Here is a 23,429-nt window from a genome sequence, read left to right as displayed (position 1 = left end):
ATCGTTTGCACACTCGGCTTCCCCGCCTCCGACATGACCGATCCTGAACTTCACCACGTGATATGCCCCGGCTTGGCCGCGGCTTCTGCAGAAGGCGCCGCAGCGCCGCAAAACCCGCCATCGCATCGCATGGCCTATTGGCAGTGGGGCCAGGCCGACAACCCTCACGTGGTGATCTGCGTGCATGGACTGTCGCGTCAGGGGCGCGATTTCGACACCCTGGCGCGTGCTCTGGCCCCGCACATGCGCGTGGTGTGCCCGGACGTGGTGGGCCGCGGCGACAGCGATTGGCTGGCCGATCCGAGCGGCTATCAGATACCGGTGTACGCGGGCGACATGCTGGCGCTGCTCGCCCAGCTTCATGCGCAGGCGCCGGTACAGACGCTGGACTGGGTTGGCACCAGCATGGGGGGCCTGATCGGGATGGTCGTGGCCGGGCAACCCGGGCTGCCCCTGCCAGCCCCGCTGCGCCGGCTGGTGCTGAACGATGTCGGGCCGGTCGTGCAATGGCAGGCGCTGCAGCGCATCGGCACCTACCTGGGGCGCGGCGGCCCCTTCGATTCCCTGCAGCAGGCTGCCGATGCGATGTGGGCGGTGTCCACCGGTTTCGGGCCGCATACGCCAGAGCAGTGGCTGGATCTGTCGCGTCCGATGGTGCGGCCGGTTTCGCCTGGCGATGCGGCCGGCGCCTTGCGGCTCCACTATGACCCGCGTATCGCCGTCCCCTTCGCTGCGTTGACGCAGGAGGCCGCGCAGCAAGGGGAGGCCGCCCTCTGGGGCGTGTACGACCAGATCGTTGCCCGGACATTGCTATTGCGTGGCGCCGATTCAGACCTGCTGGCGCCGGCGACGGCCCAGGCCATGGTGGGTCGGGGCCCCCACGCGCAGCTGGTGGAATTTGCCGGCGTGGGCCACGCGCCGACGCTGATCGCAGACGACCAGGTGCGTGCCGTCGGCCAGTTCCTGCTCGATGCCTGAAGGCCACTGTTCGTGGTGAAAGCTGCTGTGGGCGGTGCGATGGCCGCGCCGATTCCCGTCAACGATCTGATCGCCGCCACCGAGCGTGGGCTGGCGGATCAGGCGAATTCGCTGACGCGGGCCCGCGCTTTCGCCGAACCCCTGACGGCCAGCGAGACGCTGGACTCAGGCGAGAACACGCTGGACCATGCAGACGCTGTGGCGGCAATTTTGCGTTCGCTCGGCGGTTCCGAGGCGATGCAGGCGGCCAGCTATCTCGTCCACGCCTGTGTGCACCTGAACCGGCCGCGTGAGGTCATCGCCAAGGCGTTCGGTGAGAACTTTGCCGCGTTGGCGGTGGAGACCACGCAGTTGATGCGCGTGCAGCGCCTGTCACGCGGTGCCGAGTCGTCGGCGCACCTGGTCGACGACCCTGCCGTGCAGACGGAGAACGTGCGCAAGATGCTGCTGGCGTTCTCGCGCGATCTGCGTGTGGTGATGCTGCGCCTGGCCTCACGCTTGCAGACGCTGCGGTGGTGCGCAGCCAGCCGGACCGAGGTCAGCGATCAACTGGCTCGCGAGTCGCTCCAAGTGTTCGCGCCGCTGGCGAACCGGCTGGGCATCTGGCAGATCAAGTGGGAAATGGAAGACCTGGCTTTCCGCTTTCTCGAACCGGTGACGTACAAGCAGGTGGCCCGGTTGCTGGACGAAAAGCGCGTAGAGCGGGAGGCCGGCATCGAGCAACTGCGCACGTCGTTGGAGCGCGAGCTGAAGGCGCAGGGGATCGACGCCACCGTGCAGGGCCGGCCCAAGCACATCTACAGCATCGTCAAGAAGATGCGCGGCAAGTCGTTGGGATTCGACCAGGTGTTCGATGTGCGGGCGCTGCGCGTGATCGTGCAGGATGTCGCCCAGTGCTATGCCGTGCTGGGGTGGGTGCACGAGCGCTTCGCGCCGATGGCCGACGAGTTCGACGACTACATCGCCAAGCCCAAGGGCAACGGCTACCAGTCGCTGCACACGGTGGTGCGTCCGCGCACGGCGCAACAGACCGGGCTGCCTATCGAGATCCAGATCCGCACGCAGGCGATGCACGACCACGCGGAGCACGGCGTGGCGGCGCACTGGGCCTACAAGGAAGCGGGCGCCAAAGGCTACGCTGGCGTGACGGCGAGCGGCGCCTACGATGCGAAGATCGCCGTGTTGCGCCAGCTGTTGGCGTGGGAGCGCGACCTTTCGGGAGAGCTGCGGCCCAAAGGCTTGTCAGAGCAAGGGCACATCGATGTGCTCAGCGACCGCATCTATGTGTTGACGCCGGATGCCGCAGTGGTCGAATTGCCCGCCGGCGCAACGCCGGTGGACTTTGCCTATTCGGTTCACACCAGCTTGGGCCACCGTTGCCGCGGGGCGCGGGTCGACGGCGTGATGGTGCCGCTCAACACGCCGTTGCAGAACGGGCAGACGGTCGAGATCACGTCGGCCAAGGAAGGCGGGCCGTCGCGCGACTGGCTCAACGTCGAGCTGGGCTACCTGGTGAGCCACCGGGCGCGCGCCAAGGCTCGGGCGTGGTTCAACGCCATGGCCGTGCACACGACCGTGGCGCGTGGGCGCGAGGCGGTCGAGAAGGTGCTGCAGCGCGAGGGCAAGACCGCCGTCAAGCTCGACGATCTGGCGTCGCAGCTGGGCTTCAAGTCGGCCGACGCCTTGTTCGAGGTGGTCGGCAAGGAAGAGTTTTCCCTGCGCAGCATCGAGACACTGCTGAGGCCACCCGGCCCTGCAGTTGCGCAGCACGATGCGCCCTTGCTGAAGAAGGCGCGTGGCACCGACAAAGGCGGCGTGCTGGTGGTCGGCATCGATTCGTTGATGACGCAACTGGCCAAGTGCTGCAAGCCGGCGCCGCCGGATGGCATCGTCGGCTTCGTCACGCGCGGCAAGGGCGTGAGCATTCACCGTGCAGACTGCAGCAATCTGCGCGAAATGGCCGCGCGCAATGGCGAGCGTGTGATCGAGGTGCAGTGGGGCAACCCCCGCAACGAGGCTGGTGCCGTCTACCCGGTCGACGTTGCGGTGGAGGCGGCCGATCGGCAGGGCCTGCTGCGCGACATTTCGGAGGTGTTCACGAAGGAGCGGATGAACGTGACCGGCGTGCAGACGCAGTCCGTCAAGGGAACGGCGTGGATGACGTTCACGGTGGAGATCGCCGATTCAGCGAAGCTCGCGCGTGTACTGGGTATCGTGGCCGAAGTGGCCGGTGTGCGTTCCGCGCGCCGGCGCTGACTGCGCTCAAGAGCACGCATTTTGTCCTGCTATACTCTCATCTCTCGACGACACACAGGCGCGTAGCTCAGCTGGTTAGAGCACCACCTTGACATGGTGGGGGTCGTTGGTTCGAGTCCAATCGCGCCTACCATCGCTTGTTTCCTTGACCAGGGGAAACGTTTCAAAGCGGTGGAACTTCCGGATTTTTTGCTCACGGCAATGCTCAGGGTTATCCTTGGGCGGGGTCTCTCGGCGGCCTCTCTAGAATCTGCTGCAGTGCAGCGTAACTACGCAGCTTCACCTGAAGGATCTCAGTGCAGACCAAGAAGCCTGGCGCCGAAAAATCGGTGCAGCGCGTCATCAAGAAGTACCCGAATCGGCGTCTCTATGACACGGACACCTCGACCTACATCACGCTTGCGGAAGTCAAAAAGCTCGTGATGGGCAGCCAGGCGCTGGTGGTGCGTGATGCCAAGACAGGCGAAGACCTGACGCGTTCGATTCTGCTGCAGATCATTTTGGAAGAAGAGGCCGGTGGCGCCCCGCTGTTCACCGAGCAGGCGCTGGCCAGCATCATCCGTTTTTACGGCAACGCCATGCAGGGCTTCATCGGGCCCTATCTTGAGAAGAACATGCAGGCTTTCGTGGACATGCAGACGAAGTTGACCGAGCAGTCCAAGAGCATGTCGCCAGAGGTCTGGTCGCAGTTCCTGACGCTGCAGTCGCCTCTGCTACAGGGCATGATGGGAAGTTACGTCGAGCAATCCAAGAATGTGTTTGTGCAGATGCAGGAGCAAATGCAAAAGCAGACCGAGCAGCTGCTCAGTTCTCTGGGCGCCAAGCGCTGAGCTCGCCCAGGCATCGGGGCGACAATAGCGGGATGACTGCTGTCGACTTGCCCACGAAAATTCCCAAGATCGGGTTTGTCAGCTTGGGTTGTCCCAAGGCTCTGACCGATTCCGAATTGATCCTCACGCAACTGAGCGCTGAGGGCTACGAAACCTCCAAGACTTTCGAAGGCGCAGACCTCGTCATTGTCAATACCTGCGGGTTCATCGACGACGCGGTCCGCGAGAGCCTGGACACGATTGGCGAGGCGCTCGCCGACAACGGCCGTGTGATCGTCACCGGCTGCCTGGGTGCCAAGACCGGCGACGGCGGCGGCAACCTCGTCCGGCAGATGCACCCGAGTGTGCTGGCGGTGACCGGCCCTCATGCGACGCAGGAGGTGATGGACGCGGTGCATGCCAACCTGCCCAAGCCTCACGATCCGTTCATTGATCTGGTGCCACCGCAGGGTATCAAGCTCACGCCCAAGCACTATGCATATCTGAAGATCAGCGAAGGCTGCAACCATCGCTGCACGTTCTGCATCATCCCGTCGATGCGTGGCGACCTGGTGTCGCGTCCGATCGGTGATGTGCTCAATGAAGCGCGTGCGCTGTTCGAAAGTGGCGTCAAGGAACTGCTGGTCATCAGCCAGGATACCTCGGCCTATGGCGTGGACGTGCGCTACCGCACCGGGTTCTGGAATGGCACGCCCGTCAAGACGCGCATGCTGGAACTGGTGCAGACCTTGGGTGATTTGGCCGAGCCGTTCGGTGCGTGGGTCCGGTTGCACTATGTGTATCCGTATCCGAGTGTCGATGAGATCATTCCGTTGATGGCGGCCGGCCGTGTGCTGCCCTATCTGGATGTGCCGTTTCAACATAGCCATCCCGATGTTCTGCGCCGCATGAAGCGCCCGGCGAGCGGCGAGAGGAACCTGGAGCGCTTGCAACGCTGGCGTGAGGCCTGCCCTGAGCTCGTGGTGCGCAGCACTTTCATTGCGGGCTTTCCAGGTGAGACCGAGGAGGAGTTTTCGCACCTTCTGGATTTCGTCAAGGAGGCACAGATCGACCGCGCCGGCTGCTTTGCTTACAGCCCGGTCGATGGCGCAGCGGCGAACGACATCGCTCCCATGCTGCCTTCGGAGCTGCGAGAAGAGCGACGCGCCCGGTTCATGGAAGTCGCGGAACAGGTGTCTGTAGCAAGGTTGCAGCGGCGCGTTGGCGCCACGATGCAGGTGCTGGTCGACTCCGCGCCCGCCATGGGGCGCAAGGGTGGTGTCGGGCGAAGCTACGCCGATGCGCCGGAGATCGATGGCACGGTGCAGTTGCTGGCGCCGGAGAAGATCAGCAAGACCCTCAAGGTGGGGGAGTTCACGCGTGCCCGCATCGTCGGCGCGCAGGGCCACGACCTCGTGGCGGTGCCGGTCTGATGCCAATGCATCAGTGCGCGCGTGTGTGTTCGAACGCGCGCCGCACCGGCCCAATCAAGCAGGCAACAAAAAAGCCGCTGATCACTCAGCGGCTTGTTTGCCTAACTATCATTGGTGCCCAGGAAGGGACTCGAACCCCCACGATGTTACTCGCTAGTACCTGAAACTAGTGCGTCTACCAATTCCGCCACCTGGGCATTTCAGGAAAGAAAGCGATTCTATCATCAAAAATTCTAGTCATGCAAGCGGCCTGCTCGATGAAATCGAAGGCACCGTTCAAGGCCACCGCGACGGTCACGGGTTCGTGCAGCGCGACGACGGCCAGTCCGATATCTACCTCCCGTCCAACGAGATGCGCGCGGTGCTGCATAAGGACCGGGTCAAGGCCCGCATCGTGCGGCAGGACCGAAAAGGCAGACCGGAGGGCCGCGTGGTCGAGATCGTCGAGCGTCCGCCGCAGCCCATCATCGGCCGCTTGCTGCAGGAGAGCGGCGTCTGGCTGGTGGCGCCGGAGGACAAGCGCTACGGTCAGGACATCCTGATTCCCAAGGGCGCCACGGGCACGGCCAAAACGGGGCAAGTTGTCGTGGTCGAACTGACGGAGCCGCCGGCCCTCTATGGTCAGCCCGTCGGGCGCGTCAAGGAAGTGCTTGGTGAGGTCGATGACCCCGGCATGGAGATCGAGATCGCGGTGCGCAAGTACGATGTGCCTCATGTCTTTTCGGACGCCTGCATCGCGCTGGCGCGCAGCCTGCCTGATAAGGTTCGGCCGCAGGATCGCCGCCATCGCATCGACCTGACGGACGTGCCGTTGGTGACGATCGATGGCGAGGATGCGCGTGACTTCGACGATGCCGTGTACTGTGAACCTGCCAAGGTGGGGCGCGCCAAAGGCTGGCGCTTGCTGGTGGCGATCGCCGATGTGAGCCACTACGTGGAGACAGGCTCTGCCATCGATGTCGATGCGTATGACCGTGCGACCAGCGTGTACTTCCCTCGCCGCGTCATCCCGATGCTGCCTGAGAAGCTGTCCAATGGACTGTGCTCCCTGAACCCCGAGGTCGAGCGGCTGTGCATGGTCTGCGACATGCTCGTCACGGGCAAGGGTGAAGTCCACGCCTATCAGTTCTATCCGGCTGTGATGTTCAGTCACGCGCGCTTCACCTACAACGAGGTGGCAGCGATCCTGGGCAATACGCGAGGCGCCGAGGCCTTGCGTCGCAAGGATCGGGTGCAGGATCTGCTGCATCTGCACGAGGTCTACCGGGCGCTGCTCGGCGCCCGCGCGCAGCGAGGTGCCGTCGACTTCGAGACGGTCGAGACGCAGATCGTCTGCGACGAGAACGGGCGCATAGAGAAGATCGTGCCGCGCACACGCAACGAGGCACACCGCGTGATCGAGGAGGCCATGCTGGCGGCCAATGTGTGCAGTGCCGATTTCATCGCGCAGAACAAGCGATCGGGCCTGTTCCGTGTCCACGAAGGGCCGACGCCGGAGAAAAAGGAGGTCCTGCGCAATTACCTCAAGGCCGTCGGTGTGGGCCTGTCGATCAGCGATGACCCAGAGCCCGCGGAGTTTCAAGCCATTGCCAACGCGACCAAAGACCGACCGGACGCACAGCAGATCCATTCGATGCTGCTGCGCTCCATGCAGCAGGCGATCTACACGCCCATCAACAGTGGCCACTTCGGTTTGGCGTTTGAGGCGTACACGCACTTCACCAGCCCGATCCGTCGCTACCCTGACCTGCTGGTGCACCGCGTCATCAAGTCGATCCTGGCGCGCACCAAATACCAGCTGCCGTCGCTGCCGACGCCCGGTGAGGCGCATGCCAAGCTCGCCAAGCGTCTGCAGAAGAACCAGACGTCCCGGTTGGAGGGGCGTGTTGGCGAGCCAGACACCAAACCCCGCAAGGTCAGCGCCGAGATGCAGGCCTGGCAGGCAGCAGGCCTGCATTGCAGTGCCAACGAACGCCGCGCCGATGAAGCCAGCCGCGACGTGGAGGCATGGCTCAAGTGCAAGTACATGCGCGAGCATCTGGGCGAGGAGTACGGCGGGGTTGTCACGGCGGCCACCACCTTCGGCATCTTCGTCACGCTCGATGCCATGTACGTGGAAGGGCTCGTTCACATCACCGAGTTGGGGGGCGAGTACTTCAAGTTCGACGAAGCCCGTCAGGAACTGCGCGGCGAACGCACGGGCATTCGCTATGCCGTTGGCACGCGTGTCCGCGTCCAGGTCAGTCGCGTGGATCTCGACGGGCGGAAGATCGATTTCCGCTTGATCCGCGAGGGTGAGGATCTCGTCGCGCGATCGATGAAGGACAAAGGCATGCCGCGCGAGGCGGGCGAGGCGGAGATGCGCGGCGAGGGCGTCACACGCGGCGCCGGGCGGAGTTCGTCGCAGAAAATGCGCGAGCACCAGGGCGGTGCCCTGGTCCGCACGCTCAATGCCGCAGGGGCCAAGGCGGCAACCAAGAAGAAGGGGCGCAGCCGACGTTGAGTCGATGCGCCTGATCGAACGAACAACTGCATTCAAGGAGATCGCACATGGGTACCAATGGAAAAGTCGCAATCGTCACAGGCGCCGGTTCGGGCATCGGCAAGGCGGCGGCGCTGGCCCTGTTGGCCGGTGGCTATCGCGTGGTGTTGGCAGGCCGGCGGCGCGAGCCGCTGGACGAAGTGCGGACCGAGTCGGGCGCGGCTGACAACGCCTTGGTTCTGCCAACGAACGTGGCAGATGCTGAATCGGTGCGGGCCTTGTTCGATGGTGCCGTGCAGACCTTCGGCCGGGTGGATGTGCTGTTCAACAACGCCGGCGTCAATGCGCCCGGCGTGCCGCTGGAGGACTTGACGCTCGAGCAGTGGCAGAACGTGGTCGACATCAACCTGACCGGCATGTTCCTGTGCATCCAGCAGGCATTTCGCGTGATGAAGTCGCAAACACCGCGTGGCGGCCGCATCATCAACAACGGCTCGATCTCCGCAACCACCCCGCGGCCGAACTCGATCGCCTACACCGCGACCAAGCATGCGGTCAAAGGCATGACCAAGACGGCATCGCTGGACGGGCGCAAGTACGACATTGCGGTGGGACAGGTTGACGTGGGCAATGCCGCGACCGAGATGGCCATGCGCATGGCCAAGGGCGTGCCGCAGGCCAATGGCGAGATCGCCGCAGAGCCCTTGATGGACGTGGCCATCGTGGGCCAGTCCGTGCTCTATATGGCCAATCTGCCGTTGGAGGCCAATGTCATGTTCCATACGATCATGGCGACGAAGATGCCGTTCGCCGGCCGCGGCTGACCGTCGGAAAGACGGGCAGTAGGGGGCAGGCCTCAGCCTGCTGCCCGTGCCAGGGCGCCGGCTGTAAGGGGGAGGGCAGACGGCCAGCGGTCGGCGATCGCGCCATGGCGAAAAACTGCAGCACAGGCTGCATCGAACGCGCTTGTGCCCCTTGCCAACTCCGCAGCCACCATACCCGCCAGCACATCGCCCGTGCCCGCAGTCGCAAGCCGTCCATTGCCTGTGGGGTTGATGTGGGGCGTTCGACCTGGGGCTGCGATCACCGTCCCGGACCCTTTGAGTGCTACTGCAGTGCCAAAACGGGCTGCGAGTTGGCGGGCTGCCGCGAGGCGGTCCATTTGGATCTCGCGAACCGTGCAAGCCAGAAGCCGCGCCGCTTCGAGAGGATGGGGCGTCAGCACAGTCGGTAGCTTTCGCGCCTGCAACAGCGACTGCAGTGTGGGGTCACCGGCGATCGCGTTCAGCGCGTCGGCGTCCAGAACGAGGTGCGCCGCCTCGTGCAGCACACGCGGCAGCACCTGTGCGATCTGCGCACCGCCACCGCACCCACAGGCGACCGCGAGCGCGGACAGCGGCAGGGCTGCGAATTTGCGCGTCATCAGTTCCGCAGGCGACGACGGTGCAGGGTCAGTTCCGTCCTGGCCCAACAGGCTGAGGTAGACGCGGCCCGCACCAGCGTGCAAGGCGGCGGTCGCTGCAAGCACGCCGGCACCTTGCATGCCAGGCGCACCGCCGACCACGGCCACATCGCCATAGCTGCCCTTGTGGCTTGCATGGAGGCGGGCGTCGGAAGATGGGGCGCCGGACAGCCAGGCACTTGGCGCGGGGGCGTGGTCACTCGACTGCAGATCGTCGAACCAGACCTGGCCCGAGGCGTCCCGACCCTGAGCGGTGAAAAGCCCGGGCTTCAGTGTCAGCAGGCTCAGCGTGTGGTCAGCGCCTACGGCGGGCACACCGCCGCCGGTGTCGCCATCCAAACCGCTCGGCAAGTCGATGGAGAGGACGGTCGCGGCGCACTGGCCAATGGCAGCCATGCTGGCGGCCATGGCGTCGGTCGGCGGACGGTTGCCGCCCAGGCCGAGCAAGGCGTCGATGCACAGGTCTTGCGGCGACAAATGGGTTGGTTGCTGCTCGTTGAACACCACGCCGGCTGCGCGCGCGCGCTGCAGCGACAGGGCTGCGTCTTGCGGCAGGCGACTCTCGTCGCCAAGCCAGCGGACCAGGACCTGGCGGCCCTGGCGCCGCAGGTGCATGGCGGCCTCGAAACCGTCGCCCCCATTGTTCCCGGGTCCGCAGACGATCCAATAGGTGCGCGCGTGGGGCGCCAAGGCCAACGCCAGTCGAGCCACGGACGCACCTGCCCGTTGCATCAGTGCATGCGGTCCGGCAGCGGCTGCTGCGACGGCTTCCATCCGCCGGGTGGCGGCGCTGTCGTGCAGGGGCCAGGGGCGTTCGTTCGTGACAGGGCGCATGGTCCCTGATTGTCCGCGAGCCTCAGCGGCGCAGACGCTCGATTCCCAGCCCCTCGGTATCCACCTCGGCCGGGCGACCGGCGATCTGGTCCGCCACCACGCGGGCACTGCCGCAACTCAAGGCCCAGCCGCTGGAGCCGTGCCCCAGGTTCAGCCAGACACCAGGGACGCCGCTGGCGCCCAGGATGGGCGGACCATCCGGCAGCATCGGGCGGGCGCCTTTCCAGACTTGGACCCCGGCCGACAGCTGGGCGGCGCCGGGAAACCAGTCGTGCAGAACCTTGAACAAGGTCTGGATCGCCGCCTCCCGATGGCGTAGCGGCGAGCCGCCGATTTCCGCGCTGCCCGCGACACGGACGCGTTGCCCCAGCCTGGAGATGGCCACCTTGTAGCGTTCGTCCATCACCGCGCTGCGTGGCGCATCGAGTGGCTCGCGCACGGTGGCGGTGATTGAATAGCCGTACACCGCTGCCATGGGGATGGCAATCCGCAGCTGGCGCAGCAACGCAGCGCTGGCCAGGCCGGCGCAGCACACGACAGCGTCGTACGCACCTGGTTCGGCACGTCCAGCCAGGCGCAGGTGCACCGGCCGCCCGTGCGTGATCGACGTCACCGCCGTGCCGAACACAAACTCGACGCCCAGACGCTGCGCTTCGCCCTTGAGCAACAGACTGAACTGCCGGCAGTTGCCGACCTCGTCGTCCGGCAGGTGGATGGCCCCGGCGAACCGCATGTCAGGGTTGAGCGCGGGCTCGATCGACCGCGCCGCATCTGCGTTGACGCGCGCGAAGCGCACGCCTGCCTCGCGCAACACCTGCAGGCCTGGCTCGACGAGCGCGGCGTCCTGCTCTGAGCGCAACAAGACCATGTAGCCGTCGCTGCGGTCGTACTCCAGACGAAGATCCCGGGTGAGGCGGTGCAGTTGGTCGCGGCTGTAGAACGCCAGACGCTGCATGCGCGCCCGATTGGCCAGGTAGACATCCAGATCGCAGGCCTGGAACCAGCGCCACATCCACGCCAACTCCCGCGCGGACAAGGGCCAGCCCAGCTTGATCGGCGCGTGTCTGCGCAACAGGTAGCGCGCCACCTTGGCCGGCATGCCGGGCGCGGCCCACGGCGTCACGTAGCCCGGTGCCACGACGCCAGCGTTGGCGAAGCTCGTTTCCGTGGCCGCCGCAGCGTTGCGTTCGAAGACCGTGACCTGGTGGCCGTCTACGGCCAGCGCGTGGGCTGTGGTGATGCCGATAACGCCGGCACCGATGATGGCAATGTTCATGCAGTGAAGGCCCCGCACTGGTGCAGGGTGACGAGTCGCGACGCGCTGAGGCGGTGTGCTAGACTCGTAGGGTTTTTGCTGACGGGTTCGCTTCGGATCCGCTCGATGAAACAAATCGCAAACCAGCCCGCACAAGGTGTTGCGCCCCCTTCCTGGGATGCGCAAAACGGGCTGGATTTTAGACCTAACCTTTTGGAGTACCCCATGTCTGTCACCATGCGTGAAATGCTGGAAGCCGGCGTCCATTTCGGCCACCAAACCCGCTTCTGGAACCCCAAGATGGCGCCGTTCATCTTCGGCCATCGCAACAAGATCCACATCATCAACCTGGAAAAGTCGCTGCCGATGTTCCAGGACGCTGCCAAGTTCGTGAAGCAGCTGACGGCCAACCGCGGCACCGTCCTGATGGTCGGAACAAAGCGCCAGGCGCGTGAAATCCTGGCGGAGGAAGCCCGTCGTGCTGGCGTTCCGTTCGTCGATCAGCGCTGGCTGGGGGGCATGTTGACCAATTTCAAGACGGTCAAGACCTCGATCAAGCGCCTGAAGGACATGAAGACCCAGCAGGAAGGTGGACTGGACAACATGAGCAAGAAAGAGCAGCTCATGTTCGCCCGCGAAATGGCCAAGCTGGAGAAGGACATCGGCGGCATCCAGGACATGGGTGCGCTGCCGGATGCCATCTTCGTGATCGACGTCGGCTTCCACAAGATCGCCATTGCCGAAGCGCGCAAGCTCGGCATTCCGCTCATCGGTGTGGTGGATTCCAACCACTCGCCCGAAGGCATCGACTACGTGATCCCTGGCAACGATGACTCGGCCAAGGCCGTCACGCTGTACGCCCGCGGCATCGCCGACGCCATCATCGAAGGTCGCAGCAGCGGCATGAACGAGGTGGTGAAGGCTGCTGGCCCGGAGAGCGACGACGAGTTCGTCGAGGTGAACGAGGCTGCGGCCTGATCCAACCCTGAAGACGCGTTCCCACGCGATGAAAGAGGGGCTGCATGGCCCCCTTTTTTTTAGTTTGTTGATTTCGAGATGGAGATTTGAAAATGGCTGCTATCACCGCAAGCATGGTTGCTGAACTGCGTGGCAAGACCGACGCACCGATGATGGAATGCAAGAAGGCATTGACCGAGGCCGGTGGCGACATGGCCAAGGCCGAAGAACTCTTGCGCGTCAAACTGGGCAGCAAGGCCGGCAAGGCGGCATCGCGCGTCACGGCTGAAGGCGTGGTGACCTGTGTCGTCAGCGGCAACACCGGCGCGCTGCTGGAAGTCAATTGCGAGACCGACTTCGTCACCAAGAACGACAGCTTCCTGGCACTGGCCCAGGGCGCGGCCAACCTGATCGTCGAGCACAACCCGGCCGACGTTCAGGCCCTGGGTGCGCTGGCCTATGCGCAAGACGGCTTCGGCCCGACGCTGGAAGACGTGCGCAAGGGCTTGATCGGCAAGATCGGCGAGAACATGAGCTTCCGCCGCTTCAAGCGCTATGCCGACGGTGGCTCGCTGGCCAGCTATCTGCACGGCACGCGCATCGGCGTGATGGTGGAGTACCAAGGCAGCGATGTGGCAGCCAAGGATGTCGCCATGCACGTGGCCGCCATGAAGCCCGTGGCGCTGACCAGCGCCGAAGTGCCGGCTGAGCTGGTGCAGAAGGAACGGTCCGTCGCCGCGGCGAAGGCTGAGGAAGACAAAAAGGCCGCCGAGGCCGCTGGCAAGCCCGTGCAGTCCGACGAGATCGTCGCCAAGCGCATCGAAGGTGGCGTGCAGAAGTTCCTGAAGGAAGTGTCGCTCTACAACCAGTCCTTCGTGAAGAACGACAAGCAGACGGTCGAGCAAATGCTCAAGGCTGCGGACACTCAGGTCAAGTCGTTCACGCTGTACGTCGTGGGCGAAGGCATCGAGAAGAAGGTCGACGACTTTGCCGCTGAAGTGGCGGCCCAGGTTGCCGCAGCCAAAGCCGGCGCCTGACGCTGCGCGCGGCCTGTCGACGTCGTCGGGCCGCGCTAACATTCCAACCCATCCCGACTACCCCAAGGAACGCTTTCATGTCCGATGCCCGCCCCGCCTACAAACGCATCTTGCTGAAGTTGTCGGGCGAGGCCTTGATGGGCGACGATCAGTTCGGCATCAACCGGGCCACCATCGCTCGCATGGTCGAGGAGATCGCCGAGGTCACCCGCATGGGCGTCGAGGTGGCGGTGGTGATCGGCGGTGGCAATATCTTCCGTGGCGTGGCCGGGGGCTCCGTTGGCATGGACCGGGCGACGGCCGACTACATGGGCATGCTGGCGACGGTCATGAATGCGCTGGCACTGGCTGACACCATGAACAAGGCGGGCCTTGTGGCGCGTGTGATGTCGGCTATTGCTATCGACCAGGTGGTCGAGCCGTATGTCCGTCCGAAGGCCCTGCAATACCTGGAAGAGGGCAAGGTGGTCGTGTTCGCGGCGGGCACCGGCAACCCCTTCTTCACGACGGATACGGCGGCGGCGCTGCGCGGTGCAGAAATCGGCGCCGAGTTGGTGTTGAAGGCAACCAAGGTCGATGGCGTGTACTCGGCAGACCCCAAGAAGGATCCGTCCGCGACGCGCTACACCCAGTTGTCGTTCGATGAGGCGATCGCCAAGAATCTGGGCATCATGGACGCGACCGCGTTCGCGCTGTGCCGCGACCAGAAGCTGCCCATCAAGGTGTTCTCGATCTTCAAGAACGGTGCCCTGCGCCGCGTGGTGCTTGGCGAAGACGAGGGGACGCTCGTATACGCATGAGGTCCGTGTCGCGGTGCCGTGCCGGCACCACAGGGCCATTCGATAAGTCGGAGAGAACATGACCATCGCAGACATCAAAAGTACGGCGGAAGCTCGCATGGGCCAGTCCTTGGCTTCGCTGAAGCACAACCTGACCCGCGTGCGTACTGGGCGTGCCAACCCGGGCTTGCTCGACACCGTGCAGGTCGACTACTACGGTGCGCTCGTCCCCATCAGTCAAGTTGCGAATGTGTCCCTGCTCGACGCGCGGACCATCAGCGTGCAGCCGTGGGAGAAGGGCATGGGCGCGAAGATCGAGAAGGCCATCCGCGAAAGCGATCTGGGGCTTAACCCGGCGTCGATGGGCGAACTCATCCGCGTGCCGATGCCGATGATGACCGAGGAGCGCCGCAAAGAGTTGACCAAGGTCGTGCGCAGCGAGGGCGAAAGCGCCAAGGTGGCCGTGCGCAATCTACGCCGTGACGCCAACGAGGCCGTCAAGAAGCTGGTCAAGGACAAGGAGGCATCCGAAGACGAGCAGAAGCGCGCGGAAGCCGACATCCAGAAGGTGACCGACCGCCACATCACCGAAGTTGAACAGGTGATCGCGGCCAAGGAGCAGGAACTGTTGGCGGTCTGATGGCCATGGTGCATCGGCTCCGTCGGCCTGCGCTTGTGATGGAGAGCCTGTGAAGGTCGTTCCGCATCATGTTGCGATCGTGATGGACGGCAATGGCCGCTGGGCCACGCGCCGCTTTCTGCCGCGTGTGGCAGGCCACCGGCAAGGTGTCGAATCGCTGCGGCGCTGCGTTCAGGCGTGCCTGGACCGGGGCGTAGGCGTCCTCACCGTCTTTGCGTTTTCGTCCGAGAACTGGGACCGCCCACAGGACGAGGTGTCTGGCCTCATGTCTCTGATGGTGGGCGTGCTGGCCAAGGAGGTCGTGCCCCTCAAAGCCAACGGTGTGCGGCTCAAGTTCGTTGGCGCGCTGGGCGCCCTTTCAGAAAAAGTGCGCCATGGGCTGGAACAGGCGGAGCGTGACACGGCCGACAACCGCCGCCTGGTCCTGAACATCTGTTTCAATTACGGTGGCCGTTGGGACATCGCCCAGGCGGCGCGCAAGTTGGCTGATGCAGGCGAGCCGATCACCGAAGCCACCCTGAACAGCGCAATGGCACTGGCGCATGTGCCCGATCCGGACCTTGTGATCCGCACTGGCGGTGAGTACCGCATCAGCAACTTTTTGCTGTGGCAGTCGGCCTACTCGGAGTATGTGTTCAGCGCCAAGTTGTGGCCGGACTTCGATACGGCCGCGCTCGACGACGCCATCGCCGTGTTTGGCAAGCGTGAGCGCCGTTTTGGTAAGACATCCGAGCAGGTCGCGCCGGCGGCGGCGCGCTGAAGCCGCAGCATGCTCCGCACCCGAATCATCACGGCCGTGCTGCTGCTGGCGGTATTGCTACCCGCCCTGTTCTACCCTTCGCCATGGCCGTTCTGCGCGGTGGCCTTGCTGCTGATTGCGGCCGGGACCTGGGAGTGGGGCCGTCTCAACAAGGTGGGGCACGGTGCGTCGCTGGCCATGGCCGCTGCGGGGCTGGCGTTGTGCTGCGCGGCGTGGTGGCAGGGATGGCTCGAGGCACCCTCGCTCGCGTTGTGGGTCATGGTGGGGGCCGCGTGGGTGCTCGTGGGTGCATGGCTGATCCGTCGCGGCGTATCTGGCTGGGCCGAGGTGCCGCTGTCCGTGCGGCTGGTGGTCGGGCTGTTGGCGCTGTGTCTGGCGTGGTTGGCCGTCGCGCAGGCGCGTGTGGTGGGCATCGATTTCCTGCTGTCGGCGCTGACACTCGTATGGGTGGCTGACATCGGGGCGTACGCGGCGGGGCGTAGTCTCGGGCGTCGCAAGCTGGCGCCTGCGATCAGTCCTGGCAAAAGCTGGGAAGGGGTGTACGGCGGCATGGTGGGTGTGCTCGTGCTGGCGCTGGGCTGGGTCTGGGCCGAAGGCGGCACGGGCAACAGCCTGTTCAGCCGCGTGTGGGCGGTCTCCCCCTGGTTGCTCGTGCTGGCCGCGCTGTTCCTGACAGCGATGAGCGTGGCGGGTGACCTGGTCGAGTCGTTGATCAAGCGCAGCGCCGGTGTCAAGGACAGCAGCGGCTTGCTGCCCGGCCACGGGGGCGTGCTGGACAGAGTCGATGCCCTGCTGCCGACGCTCCCCTTGGTCATGATGTTGTTCTGCGTCACAGTATGAAACAGCGCTTGACCATCCTCGGCTCCACCGGTTCCGTGGGCGCCAATACGTTGGACGTGCTGTCCCGGCACCGCGACCGGTTCGACGTTTTTGCCCTGACGGCGTCCACGCAGGTGGATCTCATGGCCCAGCAATGCGTGGCGTTTCAGCCCCGCTATGCCGTGATGGCGCAACCCGTGGCAGCGCAGCAGCTGCGTGAACGTCTTCGCACCGCAGGCTCATTGACCGAGGTGCTGGACGGGCCCGAGGCCATCGAGGAGGTTGCAGCGCACGCGCAGGTGGACGCTGTCATGGCTGCAATCGTCGGTGCCGCCGGGCTTGCGCCCTGCATGGCTGCAGCGCGCACCGGCAAGCGCCTTCTACTGGCCAACAAAGAGGCCCTGGTGGTGGGCGGTGAGGTGTTCTTGCAGGCGGTACGCGCCGGCGGCGCCACGCTGCTGCCCATCGACAGCGAGCACTCTGCGGTGTTCCAGTCGCTGCCGGACGATCCGACGACCTGGAAGCGTCGGATCGAAAAGATCATGCTGACCTCGTCCGGCGGACCGTTCAGGACGCGCGACCCGGCGACGCTGCGCGACGTCACGCCCGCCGAAGCGTGCGCGCATCCGAACTTCGCGATGGGTCGCAAGATTTCGGTGGACTCGGCCACCATGATGAACAAGGCGCTGGAAGTGATCGAGGCAGCCTATCTGTTCGGCGTCACGCCGGAGCAGATCGAGGTGGTGATCCACCCGCAGCAGATCATCCACTCGATGGTGCAGTTTCACGATGCATCCGTCATGGCGCAGCTCGGTACGCCCGACATGCGCGTCCCGATCGCCTATGGCCTCTCGTGGCCCGAACGTATCGACAGCGGCACGGCGCGGCTGGATTTCACGCGCATGGCCGCCATGACGTTCGAGGCACCCGACCCCGTTCGCTTCCCGTGCCTCGGGCTGGCGTGGCACGCCCTGCGTGCGCCGTCGGGAACGTGCGCGGTCTTCAACGCAGCCAACGAAGTGGCGGTCGCAGCCTTCCTGGAACTGCGGATCCGCTTCGACCAGATCCACCAGGTCATCCATGCAACTTTGGATCGGGTGCAGCCCTCCAAGCCCGCATCGCTGGCGGATTTGCTGGCGCTGGATGCCCAGGCGCGCGCTGCGGCGATCCAATGCATCGCGCAGTGGCGTGACCGCTGACGCGGTCTTGAGGGGATTCCCATGCTGACCATCGTCGCGTTCGTCGTCGCCCTGGGGTTGCTGATTGCTGTGCACGAATACGGGCACTACCGCGTGGCGGTGGCCTGCGGCGTGAAGGTGCTGCGGTTTTCCATTGGCTTCGGCAAGGTGTTGTGGCGCTGGCAGCCCAAAGGGTCGCCGACCGAGTTCGTGATTGCCGCCTTTCCGCTGGGAGGCTATGTCAAGATGCTCGACGAGCGCGAAGAGCCCGTGCCCGCGCATGATCGTCACCTGGCATTCAACACGCAGCCGGTGGGCAAGCGTGCGGCCATCGTCGCGGCCGGACCGGCAGCCAACCTGTTGTTGGCCGTCTTGCTGTACGCCATCGTGAATTGGGCCGGGGTCGACGAGCCCCGCGCGGTGCTGGCCAGCCCGATTCAGGGGTCGGTCGCCGAGCGTGCCGGCGTGCGCGGCGGCGAGGTGGTGGCGCGCGCGGGCCGCGCGGACGAGGACTTGGACGTTGTCCGCTCGTTCGAGGATCTGCGCTGGGTGTTGACGCGCGCTGCGCTCGATGGCCAGGACGTGCGCCTGGAGATCGCTGCGTCTACCCAGGGCGCGGCGCCGCGCGAACTCACGTTGCCCCTGGCGCAGATTGACGCGCTCGAAGCCGATGCGGGCCTGTTCCGGCGCATCGGCATCGTTGCTCCGTGGACGCAACCGGTGATCGGCGACGTCGTGCCCGATGGCGCGGGCTCACGTGCCGGTCTGCAGGCCGACGACGTGGTGCGCGCCGTCGGCAGCACGCCGATCGTGGATGGGCAACAACTGCGCGAAGCGATCCGGGCGTCCGTGCGCGGCGACCAGTCGTTGACACAGCGCTGGCGCGTCGAGCGTGCCGGCAGCGTGATCGACGTCGACGTGGCGCCACAGCCTCAGCGTGAAGGCGAGATCTGGGTGGGCCGCATTGGTGCCTACGTGGGCGCAGCGCCCGCCATGGTGACGGTGCGCCACGGGCTGGTCGATGGCTTGTGGAATGGCGTGGTTCGAACCTGGGAGGTGTCGACGTTGACCTTGCGCATGTTGGGCAAGATGGTGGTGGGCGAGGCATCGCTGAAGAACCTCAGCGGCCCGCTGACGATTGCCGACTACGCGGGCAAATCCGCCAGCCTCGGACTGACGCAATATCTGGTCTTCCTGGCCCTCATCAGCGTGAGCTTGGGCGTGCTGAACCTGCTGCCGCTGCCGGTCCTCGATGGGGGGCACCTGATGTATTATCTTTGGGAGGCGGTGACGGGCAAGAGCGTGTCGGATGCGTGGATGGAGCGCATGCAGCGCACAGGGGTCGCCCTGCTGCTCGTGATGATGTCCATCGCCTTGTTCAACGACGTGACCCGAATCTTCGGTTGACCTTCCAGTCGTTTGCGGCACGCCCAGCAGACACCCGTCAGCCCTCTACTTGCATCCATGAAACACCAACTGCATCGCTATCGCACGCGCGCGATCACCACGGCACTGGCCCTGATGTTCGCTGCACATACGGCCTGGGCGGTCGACCCCTTTCAGGTACGTGACATTCGCGTCGAGGGCTTGCAACGGGTGGAGCCGGGTACCGTGTTCGCGTCGCTGCCGTTCCGTGTCGGAGACACGTATTCCGATGAGCAGGGCGCCGCCGCCATCCGCGCGCTCTTTGGTCTGGGTCTGTTCACCGACGTGCGGATCGAGGTCAGCGGCTCGGTGCTGGTGGTGGTCGTGGAAGAGCGGCCTACCGTGTCGCAGGTCGATTTTGCCGGCGCCAAAGAGTTCGACAAGGACGCGTTGCAGAAGTCGATGCGAGAGATCGGTCTGGCCGAGGGCCGCCCCTTCGACAAGGCGTTGGCGGACCGCGCCGAGCAGGAGCTCAAGCGCCAGTACATCAACCGCAGCTTGTATGCGGCCGAGGTGGTGACGACCGTCACGCCCATCGAGCGCAACCGCGTCAACCTGACCTTCACGATCAACGAGGGTGAGCCGGCCAAGATCAGAGAGATTCGCATCGTCGGGAACGAGGCCTTCAGCGAATCCACGTTGCGCAACCTGTTCGAACTCGACACGGGCGGCTGGCTCAGTTGGTACACGAAGTCGGACCGGTACTCACGCGCCAAGCTCAATGCCGACATCGAGACGCTGCGCTCGTATTACCTGACGCGTGGCTACCTGGAATTCCAAGTCGAAACCACGCAGGTTGCCATCTCTCCGGACAAGCAGGACATCGCCATCACCCTGAACGTGATGGAGGGCCAGCGCTACGTCGTGTCCAGCGTTCGCCTGGATGGAAATTACCTGGGCAAGGACGACGAGTTCAAGTCGTTGGTGACCATTCGGCCGGGCCAGCCTTACAACGCCGACCGCGTCGCTGAGACCACCAAAGCATTTCGCGACAACTTCGGCAATTTCGGATTCGCGTTCGCAACGGTCGAAGCGCGACCGGATATCGATCGCAGCAATAACAGCGTGGCGCTGGTGCTGGTGTCCGAGCCATCGAGGCGCGCCTATGTGCGGCGCATCAATGTCGTGGGCAACACGCGCACGCGTGATGAAGTAATCCGTCGCGAGTTTCGCCAGTTCGAGTCGTCCTGGTATGACGGCAACAAGATTCGCACATCGCGTGACCGCGTAGACCGGCTGGGCTATTTCACCGAGGTCAACATGGAGACGCTGGAGGTGCCTGGCGTCCAGGACCAGGTCGATTTGCAACTGGGCGTGCAAGAAAAGCCTACCGGCAGCCTGCAACTGGGTGCTGGATTTTCCAGCGCTGAGAAGTTGGCGCTGTCTTTCGGCATCAAGCAGGAAAACGCGTTCGGTTCGGGCAATTATTTGGGGCTGGACATCAACACCAGCAAGTTCAACCGCACCATTGTGCTGAACACGGTCGATCCGTACTTCACCAACGACGGCGTGTCGTTGTCCGTCGATCTGTTCCACCGCAACTCACGTCCGTACAACGACCAAGGCGGCAACTACCAGTTGGAGACGACGGGCGCCGGGTTGCGTTTCGGGGTGCCGTTCAGTGAGATCGACACCGTGTACTTCGGGGGTACGGTCGAGCGAACGACGATCAAGCCCGGCACCAACATTCCCGCGGCTTACCTGTCTTACGCAGAAAAGTTCGGTTACACCAGTTACTCTTTTCCTCTTTCCATTGGCTGGGCGCGCGACAACCGCGACAGCACGCTGGTCCCGACGACCGGCCGCATGCAAAAACTCAATGCCGAGCTAGGGGTGGCGGGCGATACGCGGTACTTGCGTAGCAATTACCAGTTCCAGCAATACATCCCGTTGAACAAGCAGTACACGCTCGCCTTCAATGCCGAACTGGGCTATGGCAAGGGGCTGTCCGGCCGACCGTTCCCGGTCTTCAAGAACTTTTATTCTGGCGGTCTGGGTTCGGTCCGTGGCTTCGAGCAGGGCACGCTCGGCCCGCGTGACGTGACTGGCTCGGTGATCGGTGGCGCCCGAAAGGTGACGCTGAACGCAGAGCTGCTGACTCCTTTCCCCGGCGCAGGCAATGACCGCACGCTGCGCATGTTCGGCTTCGTCGATGTCGGCAATGTCTATGGCGAAGACCAGAAGTTCGAGCTGAGCGAGATGCGCGCGTCCGTCGGCATCGGCTTGAGCTGGATTTCCCCTGTTGGCCCGCTGCGATTGGCAATTGCCAATCCTGTGCGTAAGTTCGCGGGCGATAGAATCCAAAAACTGCAATTTCAGATTGGTACGTCGTTTTGATGAAGAAATTCGTGCGCTCGTTCGGGTCGGCTCTCGTTTTGGGTCTTGCGGCTCTGTGCGCACATGCGCAGGCTGAGGACTTCCGTGTGGGCTTTGTCAATATCGACCGCCTGCTGCGTGAAGCGAACCCGGCCAAGGTGGGCCAGAGCAAGCTGGAGCAAGAGTTCTCCAAGCGCGAGAAAGAACTGCTGGACGCTGGCAATGTGTTCAAGGCCGCTTCTGAAAAGTTCGAGCGCGAAGCGCCGACCTTGGCCGAAAGCCAGCGCAGTGCTCGCCAGCGGCAGCTCGTCGATCAGGATCGCGATTTCCAGCGCAAGCGGCGCGAATTTCAAGAAGACTTGAACGCACGCAAGAATGAAGAGTTGCAGCAGGTGATCGACAAGGCTAACCGCGTCATCAAGCAGGTCGCCGAAGCTGAAAAGTACGATGCCATCCTGCAGGAGGCCGCGTACATCAATCCCAAGCACGACATCACCGACAAAGTCATCAAGGCTTTGAACGCGGCTGCCCCTGCCAAGTAGCCCGGGCGTGTCGACCTGACATGGCGCTCGCTCTCGGCAGCATCGTCGACACCTTGGGTGGGGAGCTGCATGGTGACCGCGGGGTTTCCGTGGAAGGGCTGGCCGCGCTGGCCACGGCCGATGCAACTCAGATCAGTTTTCTCAGCAACCCCAAGTTTCAGTCCCAGCTCGCGACCTCGCACGCAGCCTGCGTGATCGTGGCCCCTGCCGCGCAGCAGGAAGCGATGGCGCGCGGTGCCTGCATCGTGACGGACAACCCTTATCTTTATTACGCGCAGCTCACGCAGATGTGGAAGCGCGCGCACGCGCCGCACAGCGAGGGCGGCATCCACCCGACCGCAGTGGTCGATCCGCAGGCTGTGGTCGATCCCACGGCCTGGATCGGTCCTCTGTGCGTGGTCGAGCGCGGCGCCCGCATCGGTTCCGGGACGGTTCTCAAATCACGCGTCACGATCGGCGAGCGCTGCAGCGTGGGTGATCGCTGCACCTTCGAGGCCGGCGCGGTGATCGGTTCCGACGGATTTGGCTTCGCGCCGAACGCCGGACGCTGGGAGAAGATCGAGCAGCTGGGCTCGGTGCGCATCGGTGACGACGTGGACGTTGGCGCCAACACCTGCATCGACCGCGGCGCCCTGGGCGACACGGTGATCGAGGATGGCGTCAAGCTCGACAACCTGATCCAGATCGCCCACAACGTACGCATCGGCCGCCATTCGGCGATGGCGGCCTGCTCGGCCATTGCTGGCAGCACCACAGTCGGTGAGCACTGCACCATCGGAGGTGCTGTGTCCATCGCTGGCCACATCACAATCGCCGACCACGTGCATATCGGCGGTGGCGCAGCGGTGACCAACCACATCAAGAAGGCCGGTGCCTACGGTGGCATCTTTCCGCTGGACGAATTCGGTAAATGGGAGAAGGCCGCCGCGACGCTGCGTCAACTTCCGAGCTTGCGTGAACGCCTGCGGGCGTTGGAGCGGCTCGTCGCTCGAGGCGATTGAAACGACATGATGGACATCCACGAAATTCTGAAGAAGCTGCCGCACCGCTACCCCATCTTGCTGGTGGACCGCGTGTTGTCGCTGGAGAAAGACAAGAGCATCCGTGCGCTCAAGAATGTCTCCATCAACGAGCCGTACTTCGTTGGCCATTTCCCGCACCGGCCGGTGATGCCGGGCGTGCTCATGCTCGAAGCCATGGCCCAGGCTGCCGCGTTGCTGTCATTTGCCAGTGCCGGCAAGCCACTGGACGACAACACCATCTACTACTTCGCCGGCATCGACGCCGCGCGGTTCAAGAGGCCCGTCGAGCCGGGCGACCAGTTGATCCTGGATGTGGAACTGCTGCGTCAGAAGTCCGGCATCTACAAGTTCAAGGGCGTGGCGCGCGTGGGCGACGCCGTGGCCTGTGAGGCCGAACTGATGTGCACCATGCGCACGGTGACCTGAACGGCTGCGCCCAGTCGGT

At 64.3% G+C, this 23,429-nt stretch carries 20 protein-coding genes and 2 tRNA genes; 19 read left to right on the top strand and 3 right to left on the bottom strand.

Annotation, left to right across the window (positions count from 1 at the left end; genetic code table 11):
- Positions 1 to 33: 33 nt before the first annotated feature.
- The 5 genes from AC099J_RS10325 to rimO all read left to right on the top strand — a co-directional run bounded on the left by AC099J_RS10325 (position 34) and on the right by rimO (position 5,476).
- The gene (locus AC099J_RS10325; protein ID WP_479615462.1) at positions 34 to 978 is read left to right on the top strand and encodes an alpha/beta fold hydrolase; all 945 of its coding nucleotides are present in this window, start codon (positions 34 to 36) and stop codon (positions 976 to 978) included.
- A gap of 39 nt (positions 979 to 1,017) precedes the next feature.
- Complete coding sequence (locus tag AC099J_RS10320) at positions 1,018 to 3,234, top strand: RelA/SpoT family protein (protein WP_479615461.1); 2,217 nt, start codon at positions 1,018 to 1,020, stop codon at positions 3,232 to 3,234.
- 56 nt (positions 3,235 to 3,290) lie between these two features.
- Positions 3,291 to 3,367, top strand: a tRNA-Val gene (locus AC099J_RS10315).
- Between the two features lie 163 nt (positions 3,368 to 3,530).
- Entirely contained in the window at positions 3,531 to 4,064 is a 534-nt protein-coding gene (gene phaR, locus AC099J_RS10310) for a polyhydroxyalkanoate synthesis repressor PhaR (protein ID WP_479615151.1), read from the top strand.
- A 32-nt stretch (positions 4,065 to 4,096) separates the two neighbouring features.
- Positions 4,097 to 5,476: a 30S ribosomal protein S12 methylthiotransferase RimO gene (gene rimO, locus AC099J_RS10305; protein ID WP_479615150.1), complete on the top strand. Its 1,380-nt coding sequence runs from the start codon at positions 4,097 to 4,099 to the stop codon at positions 5,474 to 5,476.
- A 112-nt stretch (positions 5,477 to 5,588) separates the two neighbouring features.
- Here rimO and AC099J_RS10300 read toward each other — a convergent pair.
- Positions 5,589 to 5,673 (bottom strand) — tRNA-Leu (locus AC099J_RS10300).
- A gap of 53 nt (positions 5,674 to 5,726) precedes the next feature.
- Here AC099J_RS10300 and rnr point away from each other — a divergent pair.
- Both rnr and AC099J_RS10290 read left to right on the top strand, forming a co-directional pair.
- Positions 5,727 to 7,979 (top strand): ribonuclease R, encoded by a 2,253-nt coding sequence (rnr, locus tag AC099J_RS10295; RefSeq protein ID WP_479615460.1) that lies wholly within the window; start codon positions 5,727 to 5,729, stop codon positions 7,977 to 7,979.
- Between the two features lie 47 nt (positions 7,980 to 8,026).
- Entirely contained in the window at positions 8,027 to 8,782 is a 756-nt protein-coding gene (locus tag AC099J_RS10290; protein WP_479615149.1) for an SDR family oxidoreductase, read from the top strand.
- A gap of 32 nt (positions 8,783 to 8,814) precedes the next feature.
- Here AC099J_RS10290 and AC099J_RS10285 read toward each other — a convergent pair whose 3' ends face one another.
- Together AC099J_RS10285 and AC099J_RS10280 are read right to left on the bottom strand one after the other, a co-directional pair.
- A complete protein-coding gene (locus tag AC099J_RS10285) occupies positions 8,815 to 10,152 on the bottom strand; it encodes an NAD(P)H-hydrate dehydratase (protein ID WP_479615459.1) in 1,338 nt (445 codons plus the stop codon).
- Between the two features lie 124 nt (positions 10,153 to 10,276).
- On the bottom strand, positions 10,277 to 11,530 hold the full coding sequence (locus AC099J_RS10280) for a D-amino acid dehydrogenase (RefSeq protein WP_479615148.1): 1,254 nt from the start codon (positions 11,528 to 11,530) through the stop codon (positions 10,277 to 10,279).
- A gap of 204 nt (positions 11,531 to 11,734) precedes the next feature.
- On the opposite strand from AC099J_RS10280, the gene rpsB reads away from it, so the two are divergent.
- From rpsB to fabZ, 12 genes are all read left to right on the top strand, one after another.
- Positions 11,735 to 12,487 (top strand): 30S ribosomal protein S2, encoded by a 753-nt coding sequence (gene rpsB, locus AC099J_RS10275; RefSeq protein ID WP_479615458.1) that lies wholly within the window; start codon positions 11,735 to 11,737, stop codon positions 12,485 to 12,487.
- 92 nt (positions 12,488 to 12,579) lie between these two features.
- The gene (tsf, locus tag AC099J_RS10270) at positions 12,580 to 13,503 is read left to right on the top strand and encodes a translation elongation factor Ts (protein ID WP_479615147.1); all 924 of its coding nucleotides are present in this window, start codon (positions 12,580 to 12,582) and stop codon (positions 13,501 to 13,503) included.
- Between the two features lie 77 nt (positions 13,504 to 13,580).
- Positions 13,581 to 14,303, top strand: coding sequence for a UMP kinase (gene pyrH / locus AC099J_RS10265; RefSeq protein WP_479615146.1), 723 nt, complete (start codon positions 13,581 to 13,583; stop codon positions 14,301 to 14,303).
- Between the two features lie 58 nt (positions 14,304 to 14,361).
- Positions 14,362 to 14,922, top strand: coding sequence for a ribosome recycling factor (gene frr, locus AC099J_RS10260; protein ID WP_479615145.1), 561 nt, complete (start codon positions 14,362 to 14,364; stop codon positions 14,920 to 14,922).
- Positions 14,923 to 14,971: 49 nt separating this feature from the next.
- Positions 14,972 to 15,682 (top strand): polyprenyl diphosphate synthase, encoded by a 711-nt coding sequence (uppS, locus tag AC099J_RS10255; RefSeq protein ID WP_479615144.1) that lies wholly within the window; start codon positions 14,972 to 14,974, stop codon positions 15,680 to 15,682.
- A gap of 9 nt (positions 15,683 to 15,691) precedes the next feature.
- Entirely contained in the window at positions 15,692 to 16,522 is an 831-nt protein-coding gene (locus AC099J_RS10250; RefSeq protein ID WP_479615143.1) for a phosphatidate cytidylyltransferase, read from the top strand.
- Entirely contained in the window at positions 16,519 to 17,700 is a 1,182-nt protein-coding gene (gene ispC / locus AC099J_RS10245) for a 1-deoxy-D-xylulose-5-phosphate reductoisomerase (protein WP_479615142.1), read from the top strand. The genes AC099J_RS10250 and ispC overlap by 4 nt, the downstream gene beginning before the upstream one ends.
- Positions 17,701 to 17,721: 21 nt before the next feature.
- Positions 17,722 to 19,086 (top strand): RIP metalloprotease RseP, encoded by a 1,365-nt coding sequence (gene rseP, locus AC099J_RS10240; protein ID WP_479615141.1) that lies wholly within the window; start codon positions 17,722 to 17,724, stop codon positions 19,084 to 19,086.
- Positions 19,087 to 19,143: 57 nt separating this feature from the next.
- On the top strand, positions 19,144 to 21,441 hold the full coding sequence (bamA, locus tag AC099J_RS10235) for an outer membrane protein assembly factor BamA (RefSeq protein ID WP_479615140.1): 2,298 nt from the start codon (positions 19,144 to 19,146) through the stop codon (positions 21,439 to 21,441).
- Positions 21,441 to 21,962, top strand: a complete 522-nt coding sequence (locus AC099J_RS10230) for an OmpH/Skp family outer membrane protein (protein WP_479615139.1) — start codon at positions 21,441 to 21,443, stop codon at positions 21,960 to 21,962. Before bamA ends, AC099J_RS10230 begins: the two co-directional genes overlap by 1 nt.
- Before the next feature lie 20 nt (positions 21,963 to 21,982).
- The gene (gene lpxD / locus AC099J_RS10225) at positions 21,983 to 22,963 is read left to right on the top strand and encodes a UDP-3-O-(3-hydroxymyristoyl)glucosamine N-acyltransferase (RefSeq protein WP_479615138.1); all 981 of its coding nucleotides are present in this window, start codon (positions 21,983 to 21,985) and stop codon (positions 22,961 to 22,963) included.
- Positions 22,964 to 22,969: 6 nt separating this feature from the next.
- Entirely contained in the window at positions 22,970 to 23,410 is a 441-nt protein-coding gene (fabZ, locus tag AC099J_RS10220; RefSeq protein WP_479615137.1) for a 3-hydroxyacyl-ACP dehydratase FabZ, read from the top strand.
- Positions 23,411 to 23,429 lie beyond the last annotated feature (19 nt).

This window comes from Rhodoferax sp. RT4P68 (assembly GCF_056521305.1).
The sequence above is the reverse complement of the archived record's forward strand: the minus strand, read 5'-3'. Positions and strand labels throughout refer to the sequence as shown.

Bases quoted from the DNA above. Each gene is read 5' to 3' on its own strand.
- bamA (WP_479615140.1), top strand. From the start codon at position 19,144: ATGAAACACCAACTGCATCGCTATCGCACGCGCGCGATCACCACGGCA.
- AC099J_RS10280 (WP_479615148.1), bottom strand. From the start codon at position 11,530: ATGAACATTGCCATCATCGGTGCCGGCGTTATCGGCATCACCACAGCC.
- rimO (WP_479615150.1), top strand. From the start codon at position 4,097: ATGACTGCTGTCGACTTGCCCACGAAAATTCCCAAGATCGGGTTTGTC.
- fabZ (WP_479615137.1), top strand. From the start codon at position 22,970: ATGATGGACATCCACGAAATTCTGAAGAAGCTGCCGCACCGCTACCCC.
- lpxD (WP_479615138.1), top strand. From the start codon at position 21,983: ATGGCGCTCGCTCTCGGCAGCATCGTCGACACCTTGGGTGGGGAGCTG.
- frr (WP_479615145.1), top strand. From the start codon at position 14,362: ATGACCATCGCAGACATCAAAAGTACGGCGGAAGCTCGCATGGGCCAG.
- pyrH (WP_479615146.1), top strand. From the start codon at position 13,581: ATGTCCGATGCCCGCCCCGCCTACAAACGCATCTTGCTGAAGTTGTCG.
- AC099J_RS10285 (WP_479615459.1), bottom strand. From the start codon at position 10,152: ATGCAACGGGCAGGTGCGTCCGTGGCTCGACTGGCGTTGGCCTTGGCG.
- AC099J_RS10320 (WP_479615461.1), top strand. From the start codon at position 1,018: ATGGCCGCGCCGATTCCCGTCAACGATCTGATCGCCGCCACCGAGCGT.
- rpsB (WP_479615458.1), top strand. From the start codon at position 11,735: ATGTCTGTCACCATGCGTGAAATGCTGGAAGCCGGCGTCCATTTCGGC.
- AC099J_RS10230 (WP_479615139.1), top strand. From the start codon at position 21,441: ATGAAGAAATTCGTGCGCTCGTTCGGGTCGGCTCTCGTTTTGGGTCTT.
- AC099J_RS10325 (WP_479615462.1), top strand. From the start codon at position 34: ATGACCGATCCTGAACTTCACCACGTGATATGCCCCGGCTTGGCCGCG.
- AC099J_RS10250 (WP_479615143.1), top strand. From the start codon at position 15,692: ATGCTCCGCACCCGAATCATCACGGCCGTGCTGCTGCTGGCGGTATTG.
- ispC (WP_479615142.1), top strand. From the start codon at position 16,519: ATGAAACAGCGCTTGACCATCCTCGGCTCCACCGGTTCCGTGGGCGCC.
- tsf (WP_479615147.1), top strand. From the start codon at position 12,580: ATGGCTGCTATCACCGCAAGCATGGTTGCTGAACTGCGTGGCAAGACC.
- rseP (WP_479615141.1), top strand. From the start codon at position 17,722: ATGCTGACCATCGTCGCGTTCGTCGTCGCCCTGGGGTTGCTGATTGCT.
- AC099J_RS10290 (WP_479615149.1), top strand. From the start codon at position 8,027: ATGGGTACCAATGGAAAAGTCGCAATCGTCACAGGCGCCGGTTCGGGC.